The 17,423-nt window shown below is 62.3% G+C and carries 14 protein-coding genes and 2 pseudogenes; 7 read left to right on the forward strand and 9 right to left on the reverse strand.

Annotated elements, in window-relative coordinates:
- The first annotated feature begins 57 nt into the window (after positions 1–57).
- The 6 genes from RFM40_RS31095 (at position 58) to RFM40_RS31120 (ending at position 9,941) form a co-directional block, all read left to right on the forward strand.
- Positions 58–1,815, forward strand: a complete 1,758-nt coding sequence (locus RFM40_RS31095; RefSeq protein WP_320227000.1) for an SH3 domain-containing protein — start codon at positions 58–60, stop codon at positions 1,813–1,815.
- Positions 1,816–1,840: 25 nt separating this feature from the next.
- Positions 1,841–2,287, forward strand: a complete 447-nt coding sequence (locus RFM40_RS31100; RefSeq protein ID WP_320227001.1) for a hypothetical protein — start codon at positions 1,841–1,843, stop codon at positions 2,285–2,287.
- 13 nt (positions 2,288–2,300) lie between these two features.
- Positions 2,301–2,912 (forward strand): hypothetical protein, encoded by a 612-nt coding sequence (locus RFM40_RS31105; RefSeq protein WP_320278862.1) that lies wholly within the window; start codon positions 2,301–2,303, stop codon positions 2,910–2,912.
- 217 nt (positions 2,913–3,129) lie between these two features.
- A complete protein-coding gene (locus RFM40_RS31110; RefSeq protein ID WP_320278863.1) occupies positions 3,130–4,107 on the forward strand; it encodes a hypothetical protein in 978 nt (325 codons plus the stop codon).
- Between the two features lie 246 nt (positions 4,108–4,353).
- Positions 4,354–5,337: a helix-turn-helix domain-containing protein gene (locus RFM40_RS31115; protein WP_320278864.1), complete on the forward strand. Its 984-nt coding sequence runs from the start codon at positions 4,354–4,356 to the stop codon at positions 5,335–5,337.
- Positions 5,338–5,810: 473 nt separating this feature from the next.
- Positions 5,811–9,941: an autotransporter domain-containing protein gene (locus tag RFM40_RS31120; RefSeq protein WP_320278865.1), complete on the forward strand. Its 4,131-nt coding sequence runs from the start codon at positions 5,811–5,813 to the stop codon at positions 9,939–9,941.
- A 76-nt stretch (positions 9,942–10,017) separates the two neighbouring features.
- Here the strand turns inward: RFM40_RS31120 and RFM40_RS31125 are convergent.
- The 6 genes and pseudogenes from RFM40_RS31125 to zigA form a co-directional block, all read right to left on the reverse strand.
- Positions 10,018–10,260, reverse strand: a pseudogene (locus tag RFM40_RS31125) (IS3 family transposase); the annotation flags it as partial.
- A gap of 27 nt (positions 10,261–10,287) precedes the next feature.
- The gene (locus tag RFM40_RS31130; RefSeq protein WP_320278873.1) at positions 10,288–10,806 is read right to left on the reverse strand and encodes a hypothetical protein; all 519 of its coding nucleotides are present in this window, start codon (positions 10,804–10,806) and stop codon (positions 10,288–10,290) included.
- A gap of 71 nt (positions 10,807–10,877) precedes the next feature.
- Positions 10,878–11,786, reverse strand: a complete 909-nt coding sequence (locus tag RFM40_RS31135; RefSeq protein ID WP_320278866.1) for a metal ABC transporter substrate-binding protein — start codon at positions 11,784–11,786, stop codon at positions 10,878–10,880.
- Between the two features lie 17 nt (positions 11,787–11,803).
- Positions 11,804–12,673: a metal ABC transporter permease gene (locus tag RFM40_RS31140; RefSeq protein ID WP_320278867.1), complete on the reverse strand. Its 870-nt coding sequence runs from the start codon at positions 12,671–12,673 to the stop codon at positions 11,804–11,806.
- A complete protein-coding gene (locus tag RFM40_RS31145; RefSeq protein ID WP_320278872.1) occupies positions 12,670–13,425 on the reverse strand; it encodes a metal ABC transporter ATP-binding protein in 756 nt (251 codons plus the stop codon). The genes RFM40_RS31140 and RFM40_RS31145 overlap by 4 nt, the downstream gene beginning before the upstream one ends.
- Positions 13,426–13,561: 136 nt before the next feature.
- On the reverse strand, positions 13,562–14,770 hold the full coding sequence (gene zigA, locus RFM40_RS31150; RefSeq protein ID WP_320278868.1) for a zinc metallochaperone GTPase ZigA: 1,209 nt from the start codon (positions 14,768–14,770) through the stop codon (positions 13,562–13,564).
- A 121-nt stretch (positions 14,771–14,891) separates the two neighbouring features.
- On the opposite strand from zigA, the gene RFM40_RS31155 reads away from it, so the two are divergent.
- Entirely contained in the window at positions 14,892–15,320 is a 429-nt protein-coding gene (locus tag RFM40_RS31155; protein WP_320278869.1) for a Fur family transcriptional regulator, read from the forward strand.
- Positions 15,321–15,775: 455 nt separating this feature from the next.
- Here the strand turns inward: RFM40_RS31155 and RFM40_RS31160 are convergent, their stop codons facing one another.
- The 3 genes and pseudogenes from RFM40_RS31160 to RFM40_RS31170 form a co-directional block, all read right to left on the reverse strand.
- Complete coding sequence (locus RFM40_RS31160) at positions 15,776–15,958, reverse strand: hypothetical protein (RefSeq protein WP_320278870.1); 183 nt, start codon at positions 15,956–15,958, stop codon at positions 15,776–15,778.
- Between the two features lie 72 nt (positions 15,959–16,030).
- A pseudogene (locus tag RFM40_RS31165) lies at positions 16,031–16,391 on the reverse strand (IS91 family transposase); the annotation flags it as partial.
- Positions 16,392–16,859: 468 nt separating this feature from the next.
- On the reverse strand, positions 16,860–17,192 hold the full coding sequence (locus RFM40_RS31170; protein ID WP_320278871.1) for a hypothetical protein: 333 nt from the start codon (positions 17,190–17,192) through the stop codon (positions 16,860–16,862).
- Positions 17,193–17,423 lie beyond the last annotated feature (231 nt).

Below are 17,423 nucleotides of genomic sequence, written 5' to 3' on the forward strand. Positions count from 1 at the left end.
GGGGCGGTGGACAGCAGTGCACAGCAATTCGGGATACTTGAAGTTTGGGGGTTGATCATGCGCATGAAGCTGCCTGTCTGGCCTTCGCCTCGTCCTTTTCTGCTCGTCATGCAGTCGATGCTGCTTGTGGGCATCGCCTCGGTCGCGGCGGGCCCGGCGCAGGCGGCAGACGACTGCAGCAGCTTCCGACCTTATGCCTGCCTTCGTGAGTCGATCTCGAATGCCGGCGCCGCACGAGAGTTGGCTGCCACCGTCCTTCGGCACGACAGCACTATAGACTACTTCAACATTATCATCCCGGGCCGCGCACAAGGCAGACTCGAGCCGGGCGGAACCTTCACGCTCACCGTCCCGAATGACGGCAAGGCCGTATACTCCATACAGGAGTGCCGCCCTAAGATACCAGGTTTGCCGCACGAATGCAGCTCGTGGACGCAAATCGTGCGGCAGTTCGCGCCCTTGCAGCCTCCCGCGGCGCAGGCGCAGCCCTGTCCCTCCGGCTACGTGTGGCGCGACAACTTCGACGGCGACACGCTCTGCGTGAAACCGGAGCTGCGGCACAAGCTCGCCGACGGAACCTGCCGCGCAGGCTATGTCTGGCGAGACAGCTTTGACGGCGATGCCGTCTGCGTGACCCCGGCGGAGCGGGCAGCCGCCAAAGCCGCCGCCAGTCAGCCTCCGATGAAGCCGATCAAGACGACTGGCAAGGGCGGCTCGGGCGGCGCAGGCAATCCGACCCCGGGCGGGGTGCTGTCGTGCCAGGGCGGCGGCGGAATGCAGGTGACGGTCAAGGACGAGACGGGTGTCTTCGTCGCCTTCAACCACGCATCGCAACCGGCCAATGCCGCGCCGCCGGGGCCCGGCCAATGTGCCTGGGCGGATCGGCTCTTTGCGCCAAACGAGCAGCACCGTTTGGCGTTCAATCCGAACCAGCCCAACGGGCAGCAGCTGCTGCAAGCGGTGCAGGGCGGCACCTTTCAGGTGAAGGCAGTGCCGATGACCGCATTTATCATGGTCAAAGCGATCAACAACGTGCAGGTCATGGACAGCACGCCGCTGTCGCCGGGGGCGGCCAACGCCAACGGCTCCGGGAGCGGTGGCACGCCCCAAACACCGGCGGATATGGGCGGCCCGCCGCCGATGCAGCAGGCGGATGGCACCTGTGGCGGTGGCAATGCAATGGCGACGGTGGTGATCAACCAGCCGGGCCTCGACAAGCTGAACGTTCGCTCCGGTCCCGGCGGCCAGGTGGTCGGCACGGTGCCGGAAGGCGGCACGGCGTCCGTCATCGGTCCATGCGGTGCGATTAGCGGGGCGGCGGGCTTCACCAAGCCGAAGACGCAGCAAGGCGGCGGAGGTGGCGGCGCCGGTGGCTGGTGCCAGATCAGCGCGCCGGTGCACGGTTGCGTATCCTCCCAGTTCCTTGCGTTCGGCGGCAGTGATGCTGGCACGAACATTTCCGGCGGGGCGGCCGGGTTCGCCAAGTCGAAGGCCAGGCCACAGGCATCGGCACCCACGACGGCCGGCTTCTCCGGACGCTGGGCCGCCAATGCCGACAATGTCGCCTACAGCCTCTCGCTGAGACAGAAGGGAAGCGGCGTCTCCGGCAACTACCAGGGCTCTGACGGCAGCGCCGGAACAATAAGCGGCAAGATGAACGGCAACATCCTGCGCTTCGCCTGGGTGCAGCGCGACGGCACCAAAGGGAGCGGCAAGTTCATGCTTGCCGACGACGGCCAGTCCTTCAACGGCAGCTACAGTTTCGGCAGCAATCCCGACGCGGTCGAGGGCAGATGGAACGGAACGCGGCAGTAGCCACGGCAAAACGAGGCGGGAAGTCATGAAAACACTCCAGGCAATCGTGGTGATGCTCTGCATCGGTCCGTTCGCGAACTCGCCTGTCTTGGCCCGCGGTTACGACGGGAGCCGCAATGACGACCAGGCGACGGTTGTTGCCGCCTCGTTGCCGGGACTGGCGACCGCCGGATCGACGGCGCGCACCGTTCGGGCAATCCCGGTGGCGTGGAGTTGCCCGCCTGGCTACGTTGCCGGCCGGTATTATCGCTCCTGTGTGCTCGCGCGGAGACGGTCGTATCCGACTTCGACACCGAGCGCCGAGCAGTTGTCCGGCGCTGCCGCCGCTAATCAAACATGCGTCACCAAGGGCCTGGTGTTTGCTGGCGATATCACCATCGCCACGCACGGGGGCACATGCATGTGCCCGCCGGGCCTGAGGAGTTCGGTAATCAACAACTGGGCATCTTCCCGCAACGAATGCTTTCCGTGACGGAGACTTCGAAATGTCAACTTTGAAAATCGCCCTGCCGCTCCTGGCGGTCCTGCTTGGTATCGCCGTCGTCACCACCGCCACGGAAGCAGTCGCAGCCGAGGGGCCGTACAGCACCCCGGTGATTCGAGCTGCTTTTGGTTGCCAGTTCAGCGACGGCCAGCTGATCTGTGGCACCCTCAAGAAGCATGGGCATGCGCAGCCAGGTAGTAACGAGGGCGACGGAAGACAGGGCGAGCCCCCCTGTCGTCGAGGTGGCGCCGCGGGCCTGACCAGGTTCGGCATGCCCTGTGACGTGCAGAAGAACAAGAAGAAGAAAAAAGACGTCGACGTCGGAAGCGAGGGCGAGTGCTCGTGCCCGCCCGGCTATGTGGTCCTGAAGGAGAAGAACAAATACGGCGCGTTCTGCGAGCCGAAGGAGGGATTCCCGGAACAGGCCGACCAAGGCGGGGCGGGCCCTACGCCTGCAGCGGTTCAGAAGGTTTGCTGCAACGGCCACGCCGGTGGCGGCAACGGACCGATCATCTGCTCTCGCGATTCCACGCCGCCGGAGACAGAGGCCGAGATCCGGCACACACTCGAAAGCCTCTTCCCGAACGACACCACCACCTGCGTCCCCGAGTAAAAGCGCTGCGGTTCCTCGCGGCCCAGGCCGCATTCGGACGGAGAAATTCGAATGGCACTTTCGAGAATCGGCCTACGGCTCCTGTCGGTCCTGCTTGGTATCGCTGTCGTCACCGCCGCCGCGCAAAAGGTCGCCTTGGAAGGGCCATTCAGCGCCCGGTGTTGCAAGCCGCCGCGGGCGATCCTGGTGTCTTGTCTCTTTTGAGGAGGGTGAGGCGATGTGGGACTTCTCAATCGGCAGGTCCGTGGCGATCATGTTTGGGACTTGGCCGTTCATTCTTTTCCGCATGATCGTTTATTTCGCCATGACCCTCGCCTACATCGCGGCGACGGGCACAGGCGCCGGCATCGGCTGGGGTGTCGGCCACATCTTCGCCGACGGCGGGCCCGAAGGCACGGCCTTCTACGGGGGCATCGCCGGTTTCGCGCTGGTTTCCATCGCGCTCTTCTGGATCCGCGAATACATCCTCTATGTGCTGAAGGCTGGCCACATCGCCGTCATGGTGCACCTGATCGACGGTCGCGACGTGCCGGGCGGCCAGAGCCAGATCGCCTATGCGAAAGCGGTCGTCACGCAGCGCTTCGCCGAGGCCAACATCCTCTTCGTCGTCGACCAATTGGTGAAGGGAGCGATCCGCGCCGTCACCGGTCTGCTCGGCGGCATCGCCGCCTTCCTGCCGGGGCTGGACGGGCTGGTGCGCTTCGCTAATACGGTGATCCGCATCTCGCTGACCTATGTCGACGAGATCATCCTAGGCTACAACATCCGCATCGACTCGTCATCGCCCTTCGAGACGGCGCGGCAGGGCGTCGTGCTCTATGCCCAAAACGGCATGAAGATGGTCAAGAATGCGGTGTGGCTGGCGCTGATCCTGTGGGGCGTCACCTTCGTCATCTTCCTGCTCATGCTGGCGCCGGCGGGCGCGGTCGTCTACCTCCTACCAGGCCATTTGAGTGGCTGGGGCTTCGTGCTTGCCATCGTCTTCGCCTGGGCGCTGAAGGCGGCTTTCGTGGAACCCTTCGCCATTGCCTCGCTAATGCAGGTCTATTTCAAGACGATCGAGGGCCAGGTGCCGGACCCGGACTGGGACCGCAGGCTCTCAGAGACGTCGCGCCAGTTCCGCGAGTTGAAAGAAAAGGCAATGTCATCTTTCGACGAAAGGCCGGCAGGGCCGGCGCCGCAGCCGAGCGTATGAAAGGGATCCCTGGCTGCCCAGGAGGCAGCATGGACTGACACGCTCCAGCAACTCTCGATGCTCGGCGGGCCGCAGCGGTGGAGCGGCCCAAACACACTGCTGCTGACCACAGGACAAAAACTCTGATCCCTCCCATCTTGCTCACAAAGCGACCGATATGCTGCTTCACCAATGGATTATCGGCGACGACTTCTTTTCCGTGGAATGTCTTCTCAGAGATAATTTTGATCGGAGTGCAGGCTCGCCATGACTGACGTTGCGCTCCCCATCGGTGGCTTCGCCCGTTTCGACTTCTCGACCGATCGCTACCCGGCGCGGCAGCGCGTTGCAGCCTGGCGCGAGGAGTTTGGTCACACCCTGTTGCGGATCGACCTTGCGCCGCGTTCTCCAGAGCTCTTCCGCGCAAAAGCTACGGCCTATCGGGGGGCGAATTTTGGACTCCTGCGAGCCTCGACATCCGCGGTGAACCAAAAGAACTCGCGCGAGCTGATCATCAAGGATGACGTGACGTTCGGCGTCATCACAAACGCCCGATGGAGTGCATCACAGTTCGGCCGCAGCGCCGACCTCCAGGCCGGCGACGGCGCGATGATGAACAATGGGGAGGTTGGCGCCATCACACTCCCGCACGCCTGCCGATATTTGGCCTTCACGCTTGCGCAGTCGGCGATCAGGCCGCTTGTGCCCGACCTCGATGCGCAATTCGCCCGTCGCGTTCCGTCCTCGAGCCCGGCCTTACGGATGCTCATGCGCTATCTTCAAATGGTCGGAAGCGAGCCAATCGTGGCGACGCCCGAACTCCAGGCCGCGTTCACGGATCACGTCTGCGACCTGGTGGCGCTTACGCTTGGTGCGACTCGTGACGCCACCGAGATTGCGAAAGAGAGAGGCCTGCGTGCGGCTCGGCTGCACGCCATCAAGGCTGACATCGCAAGGGGGCTGCAGGTCGACATGTCGGGCAAGGGCATCGCGGCTGCGCATGGCATCAGTGAACGCTACCTGCAGCGTTTGTTCGAGGAAGACGGTACGACATTGACAACCTTCGTACTCGACGCGCGGTTGGAACTCGCCCATCGTTTGCTCAGCGATCCTGCCCAGGCAGTCCGTTCGGTCAGCGCGATCGCAGTGGATGCCGGCTTCAACGACATTTCCTATTTCAATCGCCGTTTCCGAAGCCGCTATGGCTGCACGCCGTCGGACGTGCGCCGCGCGAGCCGTAACGGCACGTAGCACGCGCAAAGCAGGCTTCTCTGCCCAGGCGACGCAGCCAAGACGGTTAGTTCAGGTGAGCGTCGCTTCGCCGAGGTCGGATTCGAAACTGCGCGCGAAGTTTTGCGGTCGTACGCGCGCATCAACCGCCCAATCTCCTCATCAATACCATAGTGACGCAACGCAGTGCCGACGATGGGCCGGGCTGCGGGCTTCCGTCGTCGGAGTCCCGCGCCCTCGATCAATGGCGCGGCGTCATATTGCCCGCTGCAGCGGGCGCACTCCAACGGGATTGCCTGATTTGTCTTATTGCGCATCGAGCATCCGCGCGACTGTGCGCCAGCGTTCAAGACGGTTTCCGCAGGGGCCGTTAGAATCGGCCGTCACGAAGCAGTGATCGAAATTCGGCTGCGGCGCGCAAATTTGCGGACGATGGACGCGTCCGTATCTCGCGGATGCAGATTTCAGGAAGTCATTTCCAGAAGGGGGCACAATTGGGTACCAGGACAAGATCGGGCGCGGTTCGCCGCCGCGCTCTGCTATGCACCACGTCGCTCGTTGCGCTCGGCTGGCTCGCGGCGACGACGCCGTCGCAGGCGACCGACTGGACCGGCACTGCTTCATACGATTGGTTCTATCCGGGCAACTGGTCCGCCGGGATTCCGACCGCCACGAGCAACGCGCGGATCGACACAGTCACGCCCAATGCGACAGTTGTCGTCGCATCCGGCGCGCAGGCGTCTTTTCTGTTTGTCGGCGATCTCGGCACCGGTACGCTGACGATCCAGGACGGCGGCAAGGTCAACAGCACCTTTGGATTTATCGGCTTCGGCAACGGCTCGATCGGTACCGTGACCGTTGATGGAACAAGCTCAGCCTGGACCAATCTCGGCAATCTTGCTGTCGGCGAATCCGGCGCCGGCACGCTGAAGATCCTGAACGGCGGCACGGTCAGCAACTTCAACGGATATGTCGGCTACAACACCGGCTCGACCGGCACCGTGACGGTCGATGGCGCCGGCTCGACCTGGGCCAATTCAGGCGAGCTTTATGTCGGCGAATATGGCACCGGCACACTGAACATCCAGAACGGCGGCGCGGTCAGCAACACCTTTGGATTTATCGGCTTCGCCACCGGCTCGATCGGTACCGCGACCGTTGATGGAGGCGGCTCTACCTGGACCAATTTCCGCAATCTCATTGTCGGCGACGCCGGCACCGGCATGCTGACGATCCAGAACGGAGGCAAGGTCAGCAACAGCATCGGATACATCGGCTACGACCTTGGCTCGACTGGTACGGTGACGGTCGATGGTGCCGGCTCGTCCTGGACCAATTCCAGCCTCAACTATGGCCTCTATGTCGGCTACGCCGGCACCGGCACGCTGAACATATTGAATGGCGGCAAGGTCACAAACAACCTTGGCATCATTTCCTCCAGCCCTGGCTCGACCGGTATCGTGACGGTCGATGGCGTGGGCTCGTCTTGGAGCAATTTCAGCAATCTTACCATCGGCTACTCTGGTACCGGCGCGCTGACCGTCCAGAACGGCGGCACGGTGAATAACACCGTCGGACAGATCGGCTTCGCCCCCGACTCGACCGGCACCGTGACGGTTGATGGTGCGGGATCGACCTGGATCAACTCCGGCGATCTCCATGTCGGCGAATATGGCGCCGGCACGCTGAACATCCTGAATGGCGGCGGGGTCAGCAGCTTTCAGGGCTATATCGGCCATAACACCGGCTCGACTGGTATTGTGACCGTCGATGGTGCCGGCTCGATCTGGGGTAATTCCAGTGGTCTTTATGTCGGCGAATCCGGTACCGGCACGCTGAAGATCCTGAACGGCGGCACGGTCGCGAGCTGGTTTGGCTTTATTGCTGACGGAGCCGGCTCGATCGGTACGGTGACGATCGACGGCGCCGGCTCGTCCTGGAGCAATTTCAGTGGTCTCTATGTCGGCAACGTCGGCACCGGCATGTTGAACATCCAGAACGGCGGCACGGTCAGCAGCGACGTCGGACAGATCGGCAACTACCTCGGCTCGATCGGCACTGTGACAGTCGATGCCGCGGGGTCATCCTGGTCCAATTTATACGGCCTTTATGTCGGCTATGCCGGCACCGGCACACTGACCGTCCAGAACGGCAGCAAGGTCAGCAATTCCGACGGCTTTATTGCCTTCAATAGCGGCTCGACCGGCACCGTGTCGGTCGATGGTGCGGGATCATCCTGGACCAATCTCGGAAATCTCTATGTTGGCAACTCTGGCACTGGCACGCTGAACATCCTGAATGGCGGCGAGGTCAGCAGCTTCCAGGGCTATATTGGCAAAAACACCGGCTCGACCGGTACGGTGACGGTCGATGGCGCCGGCTCGTCCTGGACCAATTCCAACCTCGGCTATGGCCTCTTTGTCGGCTATGCCGGTACCGGCACGCTGAAGATCTTGAATGGCGGCAAAGTCACAAACAGCATAGGCGTTATTGCCTACGGCGATGGCTCGACCGGTATTGTGACGGTCGATGGCGCGGGATCATCTTGGACCAATTTCGGTAATCTCGATGTTGGCAGCTCTGGAACCGGCACACTGACCGTCCAGAACGGCGGCAAGGTTAGCAACACCCTTGGGTATGTTGCCTACAGCTCCGGCACGACCGGTGCCGTAACGGTTGATGGCGCGGGCTCGACCTGGGCCAATTCGGGCGAGCTCCATGTCGGCGAATTTGGCACCGGCACGCTAACGATCCGGAACGGTGGCATCGTCTCGGCCGAAAGCGTAGAGATCGCCAGCCAGAGCAACTCCATCGGCACGCTCAACATCGGCGCCGGGCTCGGCCAGACGGCGGCAGCGCCCGGCACGCTGAACAGCCCGACCGTCGTCTTCGAGAAGGGCACCGGAAAGATCGTCTTCAACCACACCGCCTCGAACTATGTGGTCGTCCCGGCCATCTCGGGGGCGGGATCGGTCGTGGTCGAGGCCGGCACGACCATCCTGGCCGCCAACAACACCTATACCGGCCCCACCACGGTCGATGGCGGCAAGCTCGTCGTCAACGGTTCAATCGCTTCAAGCTTCACGACGGTGAACGACGGCGGCACGCTGGGCGGCATCGGCACGGCCGGTGGGCTGATCGTCAACAGCGGTGGCGCGGTTGCGCCGGGTAATTCGATCGGCACGCTGAAGGCCACCGGCAACGTCACCTTCAATCCGGACTCGATTTACCAAGTGGAGGTAAATGCCGCGGGGCAATCCGATCGCATTGCCGCGACCGGGATAGCTGCGATCAACGGCGGCACGGTCCAGGCCTTCAATGCGTCGGGGGTCTATGCCTTCGGCAGCCACTACACCATCCTGACGGCGGTCGGCGGCGTATCGGGCGCTTTCGCCAGCCTGACCCAGGCATCGCCCGTCTTGACGCCCTTCCTGTCCTTCGGCCTGAGCTACGATCCGAACAACGTCTATCTGGACATTGGCCGCAGCGCCGTGACCTTTGCTTCGGTTGGTCAGACTCCAAACCAGATGGCGACCGGCGGCGGATTGGACAGCGTGCCGCTATCGAATCCGGTTGTGAACGCCGTCGCCCAGCTTGATGCGTCGTCGGCTCGTTCGGCCTTTGACCAGTTCTCCGGCGAGGCGCATGCGTCGGCAAAGACGGCGCTGATTGAAGACAGCCGCTTGGTGCGCGAGGCGGCGATCGACCGCCTACGCTCGGCCTTCGACGCGGTCGGCGCGGTGAACACTCCGGTCATGAGCTACGCCTCCAGCGGGCCGGAATATCTGCCCGCCACCACCGATCGCTTCGCGCTCTGGGGCCGCGCCTTCGGCTCCTGGGGGCACACTGACGGCGACGGCAATGCGGCGCGGCTCAACCGCTCGACCGGCGGCTTCTTCGTCGGCGGCGATGGGGTCGTCGCCGAGACCTGGCGGCTCGGCCTGCTTGCCGGTTACAGCCGCACCGAGTTCAACGTTCGCGACCGCAGCTCCTCGGGCATAAGCGACAACTACCATGTCGGCCTCTATGGCGGCAGCGAGTTTGGCAATCTCGCCTTCCGCACCAGCGCTGCCTACACATGGCACGACATCGCCACCAGCCGCTCCGTCGCCCTTCCGGGCTTTTCCGATAGCCTGAAGAGTAAGTACAACGCCGGCACGGCGCAGGTGTTCGGTGAACTGGCCTATGGTATTCGCGCGGGCAATGTCGGCTTAGAGCCTTTCGCAAATCTGGCTTACGTGAACCTCCACACCGACGGCTTCCGCGAGGCCGGCAGCGCGGCGGCGTTGTCCAGCAGCGGTGGCTCGACGGATGCGACCTTTTCGACGCTGGGCCTGCGCGCCTCGACGACATTCGACCTAGGCGGCGTGAACGCCACGGCCCGAGGCACCCTCGGCTGGCGGCATGCCTTCGGTGACGTGGCGCCGCTCTCGACCCTGGCTCTTGCGGACGGAGTTCCGTTCACGATCGCCGGCGTGCCGATCGCGCGCAACGCCGCCGTGATCGAAGCAGGACTCGACTTCGCCGTCGCGCCCAGCGCCACGCTCGGTATTTCCTACAACAGCCAGTTCGCGTCCAGCGGCTATGACCAGAGCGTCCGCGGCACCTTTAACTGGAAGTTCTGAGCTAATGGCGAGTCAATACCTGTCTGACGTAGGAGGTTTGATGAAGAAGACATTGCGATCGGAGCAATCGCTGGCTCCGGAAGCGGCGGCCATCTGTCAGCATGCCCGGGACGAACGTCGAGGTCCCAGTGCTGGTCGGCATGCTGCGGTATCGCCATCGGCGCCCGGTGCCCAAGGCCTCTTGCGGCCGCCGCGCTTGCGCACGGTCAGCCGTTCCTCGCGACAGAGCCGGTAGAGCTTCTTCCAGTTTACAACCACAGCTTCGCGCTTCAGGGAGAAGGTGAAACCGACGATAGCCCAATCGCCGACGTTCGGCGGCCCGGTTCCCGCAGCCGCTTGCGCAAAACTAGAAAGGCTGAAGCCACTCCGACGGGCGATTCGATACCTTGGGCTGCTTGATAATGTAGTTGATATCTTCGAAGTGTTCGATCAGGTATTGCGCGTCAGGATCGTATTTTTCGCCATAAGCGTCGAATTCAACGGCGAAGAATTTGCGGCGGCCGTCAAACGAAGAGACCACCGAATCAGCCAGGAAGGAGACCGGCGATATAGATAGCTCGTAGCCTACGGTTGTCCCTTCAATTATTTTCCAATCCGCGTCCTTGTAAGCTATCACCCAAATAAACCTTGGGATGAACTGAAGCTCAGAACAGCTGACAACATCTGGCTCGATATAGTGCTGCTTGATAAATTTCTCAGCCTCTGGGGTAAGCACGATGTTTCTTACGAGCTTCATTCCAAACCAAGCCCCGTAATCCGAGGAAAGTCTGCCAAAACCCTGGACTGGTTGGGTTGACTTTCTTTCAGCAGCGGCCGCCGCCATAGCTACCGCCGATTCCTTTTGGCGCTGGCGCAGTCGGATCACAATTCCCGGAGCCGCCCGACCAGGACGGCCCGCATGAAGGCTGGGCCGTCCTGGTCATGTTGTTGCAGCCGCTACTGTTCTGCGACGTTCTGCTTTGCCATGGCGTCTGCGAGTTGGTCGACATTGTAGCGGAACATCTTCTCAAAGGTCGGAGCAGGGCCGTCTTCCTTTGAGAGCGCCTCGACGTAGAGCTCGCCACCGGACTGGGCGCCGGTGGCGCTGGCGATCTGCTGCACAAGGCGCGGATCGTTGGAGTTCTCGAAGAAGTAGACCTTCACGCCCTCCTTCTTGATCTGCGCAATCAGCTTGGCAACATCGGCGGCAGAGGCTTCGCCCTCAGTGGAGAGGCCGAGAGGCGCGAGGAACGTCACGCCGTATTCGCGTCCGAAGTAGCCGAAGACGTCATGGCTGGTCAGCACCTTGCGCTTGTCCTGAGGGATCGGATCGATCTTGCTGCGTGCATAGGCATCGAGGTCCTTCAGCTCCTTGGTGTAACTCTCGGCATTGGCCTTGAAGTGCTCGGCTGCTTCCGGGTCGGCGGCCTCATACGCCTTTTCGATGTTGTTCACCCACACCTGGACATTGACCGGACTATTCCAGACATGCGGATCGGTAACCGTCTCACCGTCCTCTTCCATTGTGCGGGTGTTGATGCCTTCGGAGGCGACGACCGGCGTGCCGGTATAGCCCGAGCCGCTGATCAGGCGGTCCATCCACCCCTCCAGTCCTAAGCCGCTGACGATGACGACATCCGCCTCTTTCAGGTTCTTGGCGTCATCCGGCGTTGGCTCGTATTCGTGCGGGTCGCCGTCCGGCGGCACGATGTTCTTGACCTCGACATTCGAGCCGCCGACCTGTTTGGCGATATCGCCCAGCACAGTGAAGCTCGTCACGACCTTCAGCGTTTTGGCCGAGGCGGCGCCCGACAGGGCAATCAATGCCGCGATCGCGACTGTGCCCAGCAAAGTCAGTCTCTTCATGATGGTTCTCCTTGGAATCAGCCCGCCAGATGCGGGCGGGGATACAGGCGCCTGAGCACGCCCGACGGCGCGACGAGCAACGACACGCCATAGAGGAGGCTTGCTGTCAGGATGATCGAGGGTCCCGAGGCATAGCCGAGGTGAAAGGATGCGATCAGCCCGACGAAGCCGGACAGCGCGGCAGAGCCGGCCGCGACGACAAACATGGCCGGCAAGGACTGCGCCCATAGGCGCGCGATCGCCGCCGGCATCATCATCAACCCGACCGCCATCAACGTGCCGAGTGCCTGGAAGCCGGCGACGAGATTGACGACCACCAGGAACAGGAAGGTCAGGTGATGGAGGGGACCGTTGCCGCCCACCGCGCGCAGGAAGCCAGGGTCGAAGCACTCGGCGAGCAGCGGCCGGTAGACGACCGCCAAGAGAAGGAGCGTCAGCGAGCTGATGGCCGCGACCAGATAGAGCGCCGGCGGGTCGATGGCGAGGATCGTGCCGAAGAGAACGTGCAGCAGGTCGCGACTTGATCCACGTAGCGACACGATCAGCACGCCAGCGGCGAGCGATGTCAGGTAGAACGTGGCGAAGCTGGCATCCTCGCGCAGCGAGGTCGTGCGGCTGACGATGCCGGACAGGATGGCGACCGCCAAGCCCGCGACAAGGCCGCCGATGCCCATGGCGGTCAGCGAAAAGCCGGCGACGAGAAAGCCGACGGCCGCGCCCGGCAGCACAGCATGGCTGAGCGAGTCGCCGACAAGGCTCATTCGGCGAAGCATCAGCAGCACGCCGACAGGCCCGGAGCCGAGTCCCAGGCAGATGCAAGCGATCAGCGCGCGGCGCATAAAACCGTATTCAACGAAGGGCGCGATTAGCAGGTCATGGATCATCATGCTGCTGCCTCTCCGGGCCGCTCGCAGACCTGCGCCGTCTCGTCCCAGTTCTCGGCCATGGCTCGCGCCTTGAGCAGATTAGCGGACGTCATGACCGAGGCCGTTTGCCCCCACGCAACCAGCTCACGGGCGATGAGAAGCGTTTGCGGAAAATGCGACTTCACCATATCGAAATCGTGCAGGACCGCGATGATTGTGCGGCCGTCGCGATGCCATCCGAGAAGGATATCGAGCAACTCGCGTGTTGTGCGGGCATCAATGGCGCTAAAGGGTTCATCAAGCAGGATCACCGGCGCGTCCTGAAGCAGCAGGCGTGCAAACAGAACACGCTGGAACTGTCCGGCCGAGAGCGAGCCGATCTGTCGGCGCTCGAAGCCCTCCAGGCCAACCGCCGAGAGTGAGTCACGTGCTCGTGCCGAGACCGCGGAGGAGATGCCTCGAAACGCCCCGACCTCGCGCCATGCCCCAAGCATGACGGTGTCGGCGACGGTGAGTGGGAAGCTACGATCGATCTCGGCCGCCTGCGGCAGGTAACCGAAATCGCGGGGAGACCAGCCTGACAGGTCGATGCTGCCGCTGGCAAGCGGCAACTGGCCCATCAGCGCCTTGACCAGCGTCGACTTGCCCGCTCCGTTTGGGCCGGCGATCGCCGTCATGCTGCCGACCGGAAAATTGCCGGAAAGATGATGCACCGCCGGATGCCGGTCGTAGGCAACGGTGACGTCCGAAAAGCGGATAACGTTGCTCGTCATGGCAGCGCTACCGCCCAGGCGACCATCAGCCACAGAATCGCGAGGATAGTGCATACGAGCGTGCAGCGAGCCAACGCATGCCAGCCCAAGAAGGAAGGCATAAACAGCCAATGATCGGCCCTGTAGATCAGCGTGCTCATGCGACCTCGCCAGACCAGCTCGGGAAGGGGTCTGCCAACACGCGCCAACGCCACGGCGAAAACCTGTCCGTTTCGACTAGGCAGGCGTCGAGTTCGGTGCGGATTCGCGCCTCCTTCATCGGCTGCGTGCCGATGAAGACGATCTCCTGACGGCGATCGCCCCAGACGGGGTCGAAATAGGGCTTCATGGCCTCACGCCATTCGGGGTGGTCCGGCCATTGCTGCTTGGGGACGGCCGACCACCACAGGCCACGTCGCTCGGTACGCACCAGCGCACCGGCCTGGCTCAGCTCGCCGACATGGTTCGGGCGGGTCGCCAGCCAGAAGAACCCCTTCGCTCGCACGACACCCGGCCATGCGCGGTCAACAAAGGCCTTGAAAAGGGCCGGGACGAAGGGGCGGCGCGCCCGATAGACGAACGAGCGGACGCCGTATTCCTCGGTTTCTGGAACATGGTCGGCAAAGCCGTTCAGTTCCTTGAACCAGAGGGGATGCTGGTGGGCCTTTTCAAAATCGAACAGGCCCGTCTCAAGTACGTCGGCAAGGGGAACACGGCCGAAATCTGCCTCAACAATCCGTGCGTCCGGATTCAGCGCACGGACGATCTTGCGAGCGGCTTCCAGATCGGATTGGCTGGCGGTCGAGATCTTGTTGAGCACGACGACGTCGGCAAACTCGATCTGGTCGACCAGAAGATCGACCAGGGTGCGGTTGTCTCCGTCGCCAAGTGTTTCACCACGGTCCCTTAAGAAATCGCTCGAACCATAGTCATTGAGCAGATTGGCCGCATCGACCACGGTTACCATCGCATCGAGGCGCGCGACGTCCGAAAGGCTTTCGCCGTATTCATCGCGGAATTCGAAGGTGGAGGCGACCGGCAATGGTTCGGAAATACCCGTCGACTCGATAAGGAGCTGGTCGAACCGCCCCTGGGCCGCGAGCGCCTTGACCTCTTTCAGAAGGTCGTCGCGCAACGTGCAGCAGATGCAGCCATTGGTCATCTCGACGAGCTGCTCGTCGGTGCGCGAGAGGTTCGCCCCGCCGTCGCGCACGAGCGCGGCATCGATATTGATCTCGCTCATGTCGTTGACGATCACCGCGACCCGCCGCCCCTCACGATTATTCAGGATATGGTTGAGAAGCGTCGTCTTGCCGGCGCCGAGAAATCCGGAAAGGACGGTCACAGGTAGTTTGTGAGTTTGCATTCCAACCTCATTCGACGGAGCCGCATGCGCGTCCGCAGGCGTCGTGACCTGCCGACCGTTGACAGTGGGATATGATACGTTATGACATAACGTCAACCGAAAAGTTATGTTATGACATTACATGATTTTTAGACCGACCGATGAAAAGCCCTCTTCCTGTTCACAGAAGCTGACGCGGAACCAGCGCCTGGTTCTCGAGGCCATCGAGCAGGCGACTAGGCCGATCGGGGCCTATGACATCCTGAAGAAGCTCCACTCGCTGGGCTTACGCTCGCCAATCCAGGTCTACCGCGCGACTGAGAAGCTGATCGCCTATGGCACGATCCATCGGGTGGAGAAGCTCAACGCCTTCGTACCTTGCTCCCATCTTCATCCACAAGGCCGGCATCTGACCGTGCTTGCGGTCTGCGATTGCTGCGGGAAGGTCATGGAACTCCATGACGGTGCAATGGAGAAGGAGATCAATCAGTTGGCCGGGCGCGCCAATCTCACCGTCACCGACTCTACCCTCGAAGTCAACGTGTTGTGTGCCGACTGCGCCGGGCGATAGCGCATGTGGAGTAAGCCGCTAACCCGGACCTGAAAAATCACATGCAATCCTCACGGACCTAACGCGCGGCGCCCGAGAGCGAACCAGCGCTTGCCGGCGCCGCGAAGTGGCGAAGGTCCTCCCAATCCATCATTGTGCGATTTCTCCCATATGATGGAGCTCATTCGGAATTTACTCCCGGCAGCCAGTGCCCCGATGATCCCGCCATCGCAGCATTAGAGAAAACAGATGGACAAAAAAGTTCAGATCGCCAGCTTCGGCGGCGGTACTTCGTCAGACGATCAGAGTCGACTTTAGCCACTCCGAGCCGCCGCGAAATCGCCGATAGATGTCGATGGATGCTGCGTACTCACAAATCGGGTGCGCGCTCTCGACGATCACATCCACCGCCTCCTGAAGCAGTGTGCCCTACCGCCGGCCTTTTTGCCAGAACACGACGTTAGAGGGCGCTTGGCTCAAAGGGGCGGGCTTCTACTGGAAAGATGCAAATTGCCGGGCGGCAAAGTGTTGCTGCTTGAAATGCCCAGACCTGCAGCAACGAAGCTGACCTCTTGACCGATGACGTTGACCTGAATCGCCAGATGCGGGTCCGCCCCCATGTATCGCAGCGCGTTCTCACTCATGAGATGCGACTGCATCTGGGGTTCGACATCTGCAAGCGGTCCTCCTACGAGGGTCTACCGACCTGATGATCTCCTTTTGGGAGAAACGATGCTGGCCTTGCGGGCGGAGCCGGCGAGCAAGCCGTAGTGGCGGATGCAATGGAAGCCGCGCGGCAGGACATGGAGCAGGAACCGGCGAATGAACTCATCTGTGGCGAGTATCATGACCTGCTGCCGGTCGGCGCCGTCGCGACGATAGTCCTTGTAGCGGAAGGTGACGCCGTCCTCGTCGAAACGGATGAGGCGCCGGTTCGAGATGGCGACCCGGTGCGCGTAGCGCGACAGATAGGCGAGGACCGCCTCCGGGCCGGCGAACGGCGCTTTGGCGTAGACCACCCAGCGCTTCTTCCAGACGTGGAGCGAGGTGGCGCAGGAATGCCCGCCGGTCGGCGAGGTGCGCCATCGATCCGAAGTCGTCGTTCTCCTGGCAATCGCGATCGCGCTGCTCGCGATCGCCGGTCTCCGGCAGGCGGTGGTACGGGAACCGCCGGCGAAGCGCCTGGCCGACGCGCTTGGGACGGGAGCCGCTTGATGGAAAACCTCGCATCCGTCTTCGCCTTGATGTCAGTGGCGCTTCGTCCTAATGGATGCGTTCCAGCAATATTAGGAATAGCGTATATTTCTTCGCTAGCCGGTGCTCCCTTGGCGAAGTACCCACGCTAAGCCCTGCCGGTTAGGCCCGGCGGCCATCACGCAGCCACCCGACGGCTACCGGGCCGCCCCCGCACTGCAGTCAACTCGCTTCCTACCCATCTCGCCAAGTAGACCCGTCAGTCATCAGGAGGTCGAAGTTTGAGCATGACCAACTCCTGTCCGGAGGCGGGGGAACGGCGCGGCTTGTTCAGGCCCGGGCACATATGGGCTGCGATGAGAAAAGCTACTTGCCCTTGACGGGCGGGACGATCTTGCTGCGGTGCTCAATCCTTCCGTCACCCTGCGGATCGGGCATCAGCTTCGCGTCAGAATCACCGATCGCCTGTTCCGGTGAAGATCGCAATCCGCTCGTGACGCTCGGTTCTGACGCTTGCCAGCCTGTGCTTTCCGAGGTCCCGATGATATTGAGTTGGTTACCGATTTGAAGATGAGCCGTTCTTGAAAAAAGGATGGCTGCACGCTCGATACGAACGTCCGGGCGCCCGAAAGGGGCATCGCTTTGCTCCGTTTGAGGAACCACGGATGCTCGACCGCTGCTGGCGACGACTGGCGTCATCACGTCGAAGGTGACCCGCGAACGGGCGTCAACATCTGCGCTGAGAGCCGTCCAAGGCCATCTCATGCGAGGCGGCGCACCAAGTGCTAATCCGCCGACCCCCGTCGTGCGGAGTAGGCACTCGTGCGCCTCCAAGGGTGGTCCAGAGGGACTCTGGCAAATACATCGTGAGCGTGACGAGCACCCCATCTTGCCTGAGGGCTATCCACTGGGGAGATTTGCCGCCTGATT

It is taken from the genome of Mesorhizobium captivum, assembly GCF_033977165.1.
GTDB lineage: Bacteria > Pseudomonadota > Alphaproteobacteria > Rhizobiales > Rhizobiaceae > Mesorhizobium > Mesorhizobium captivum.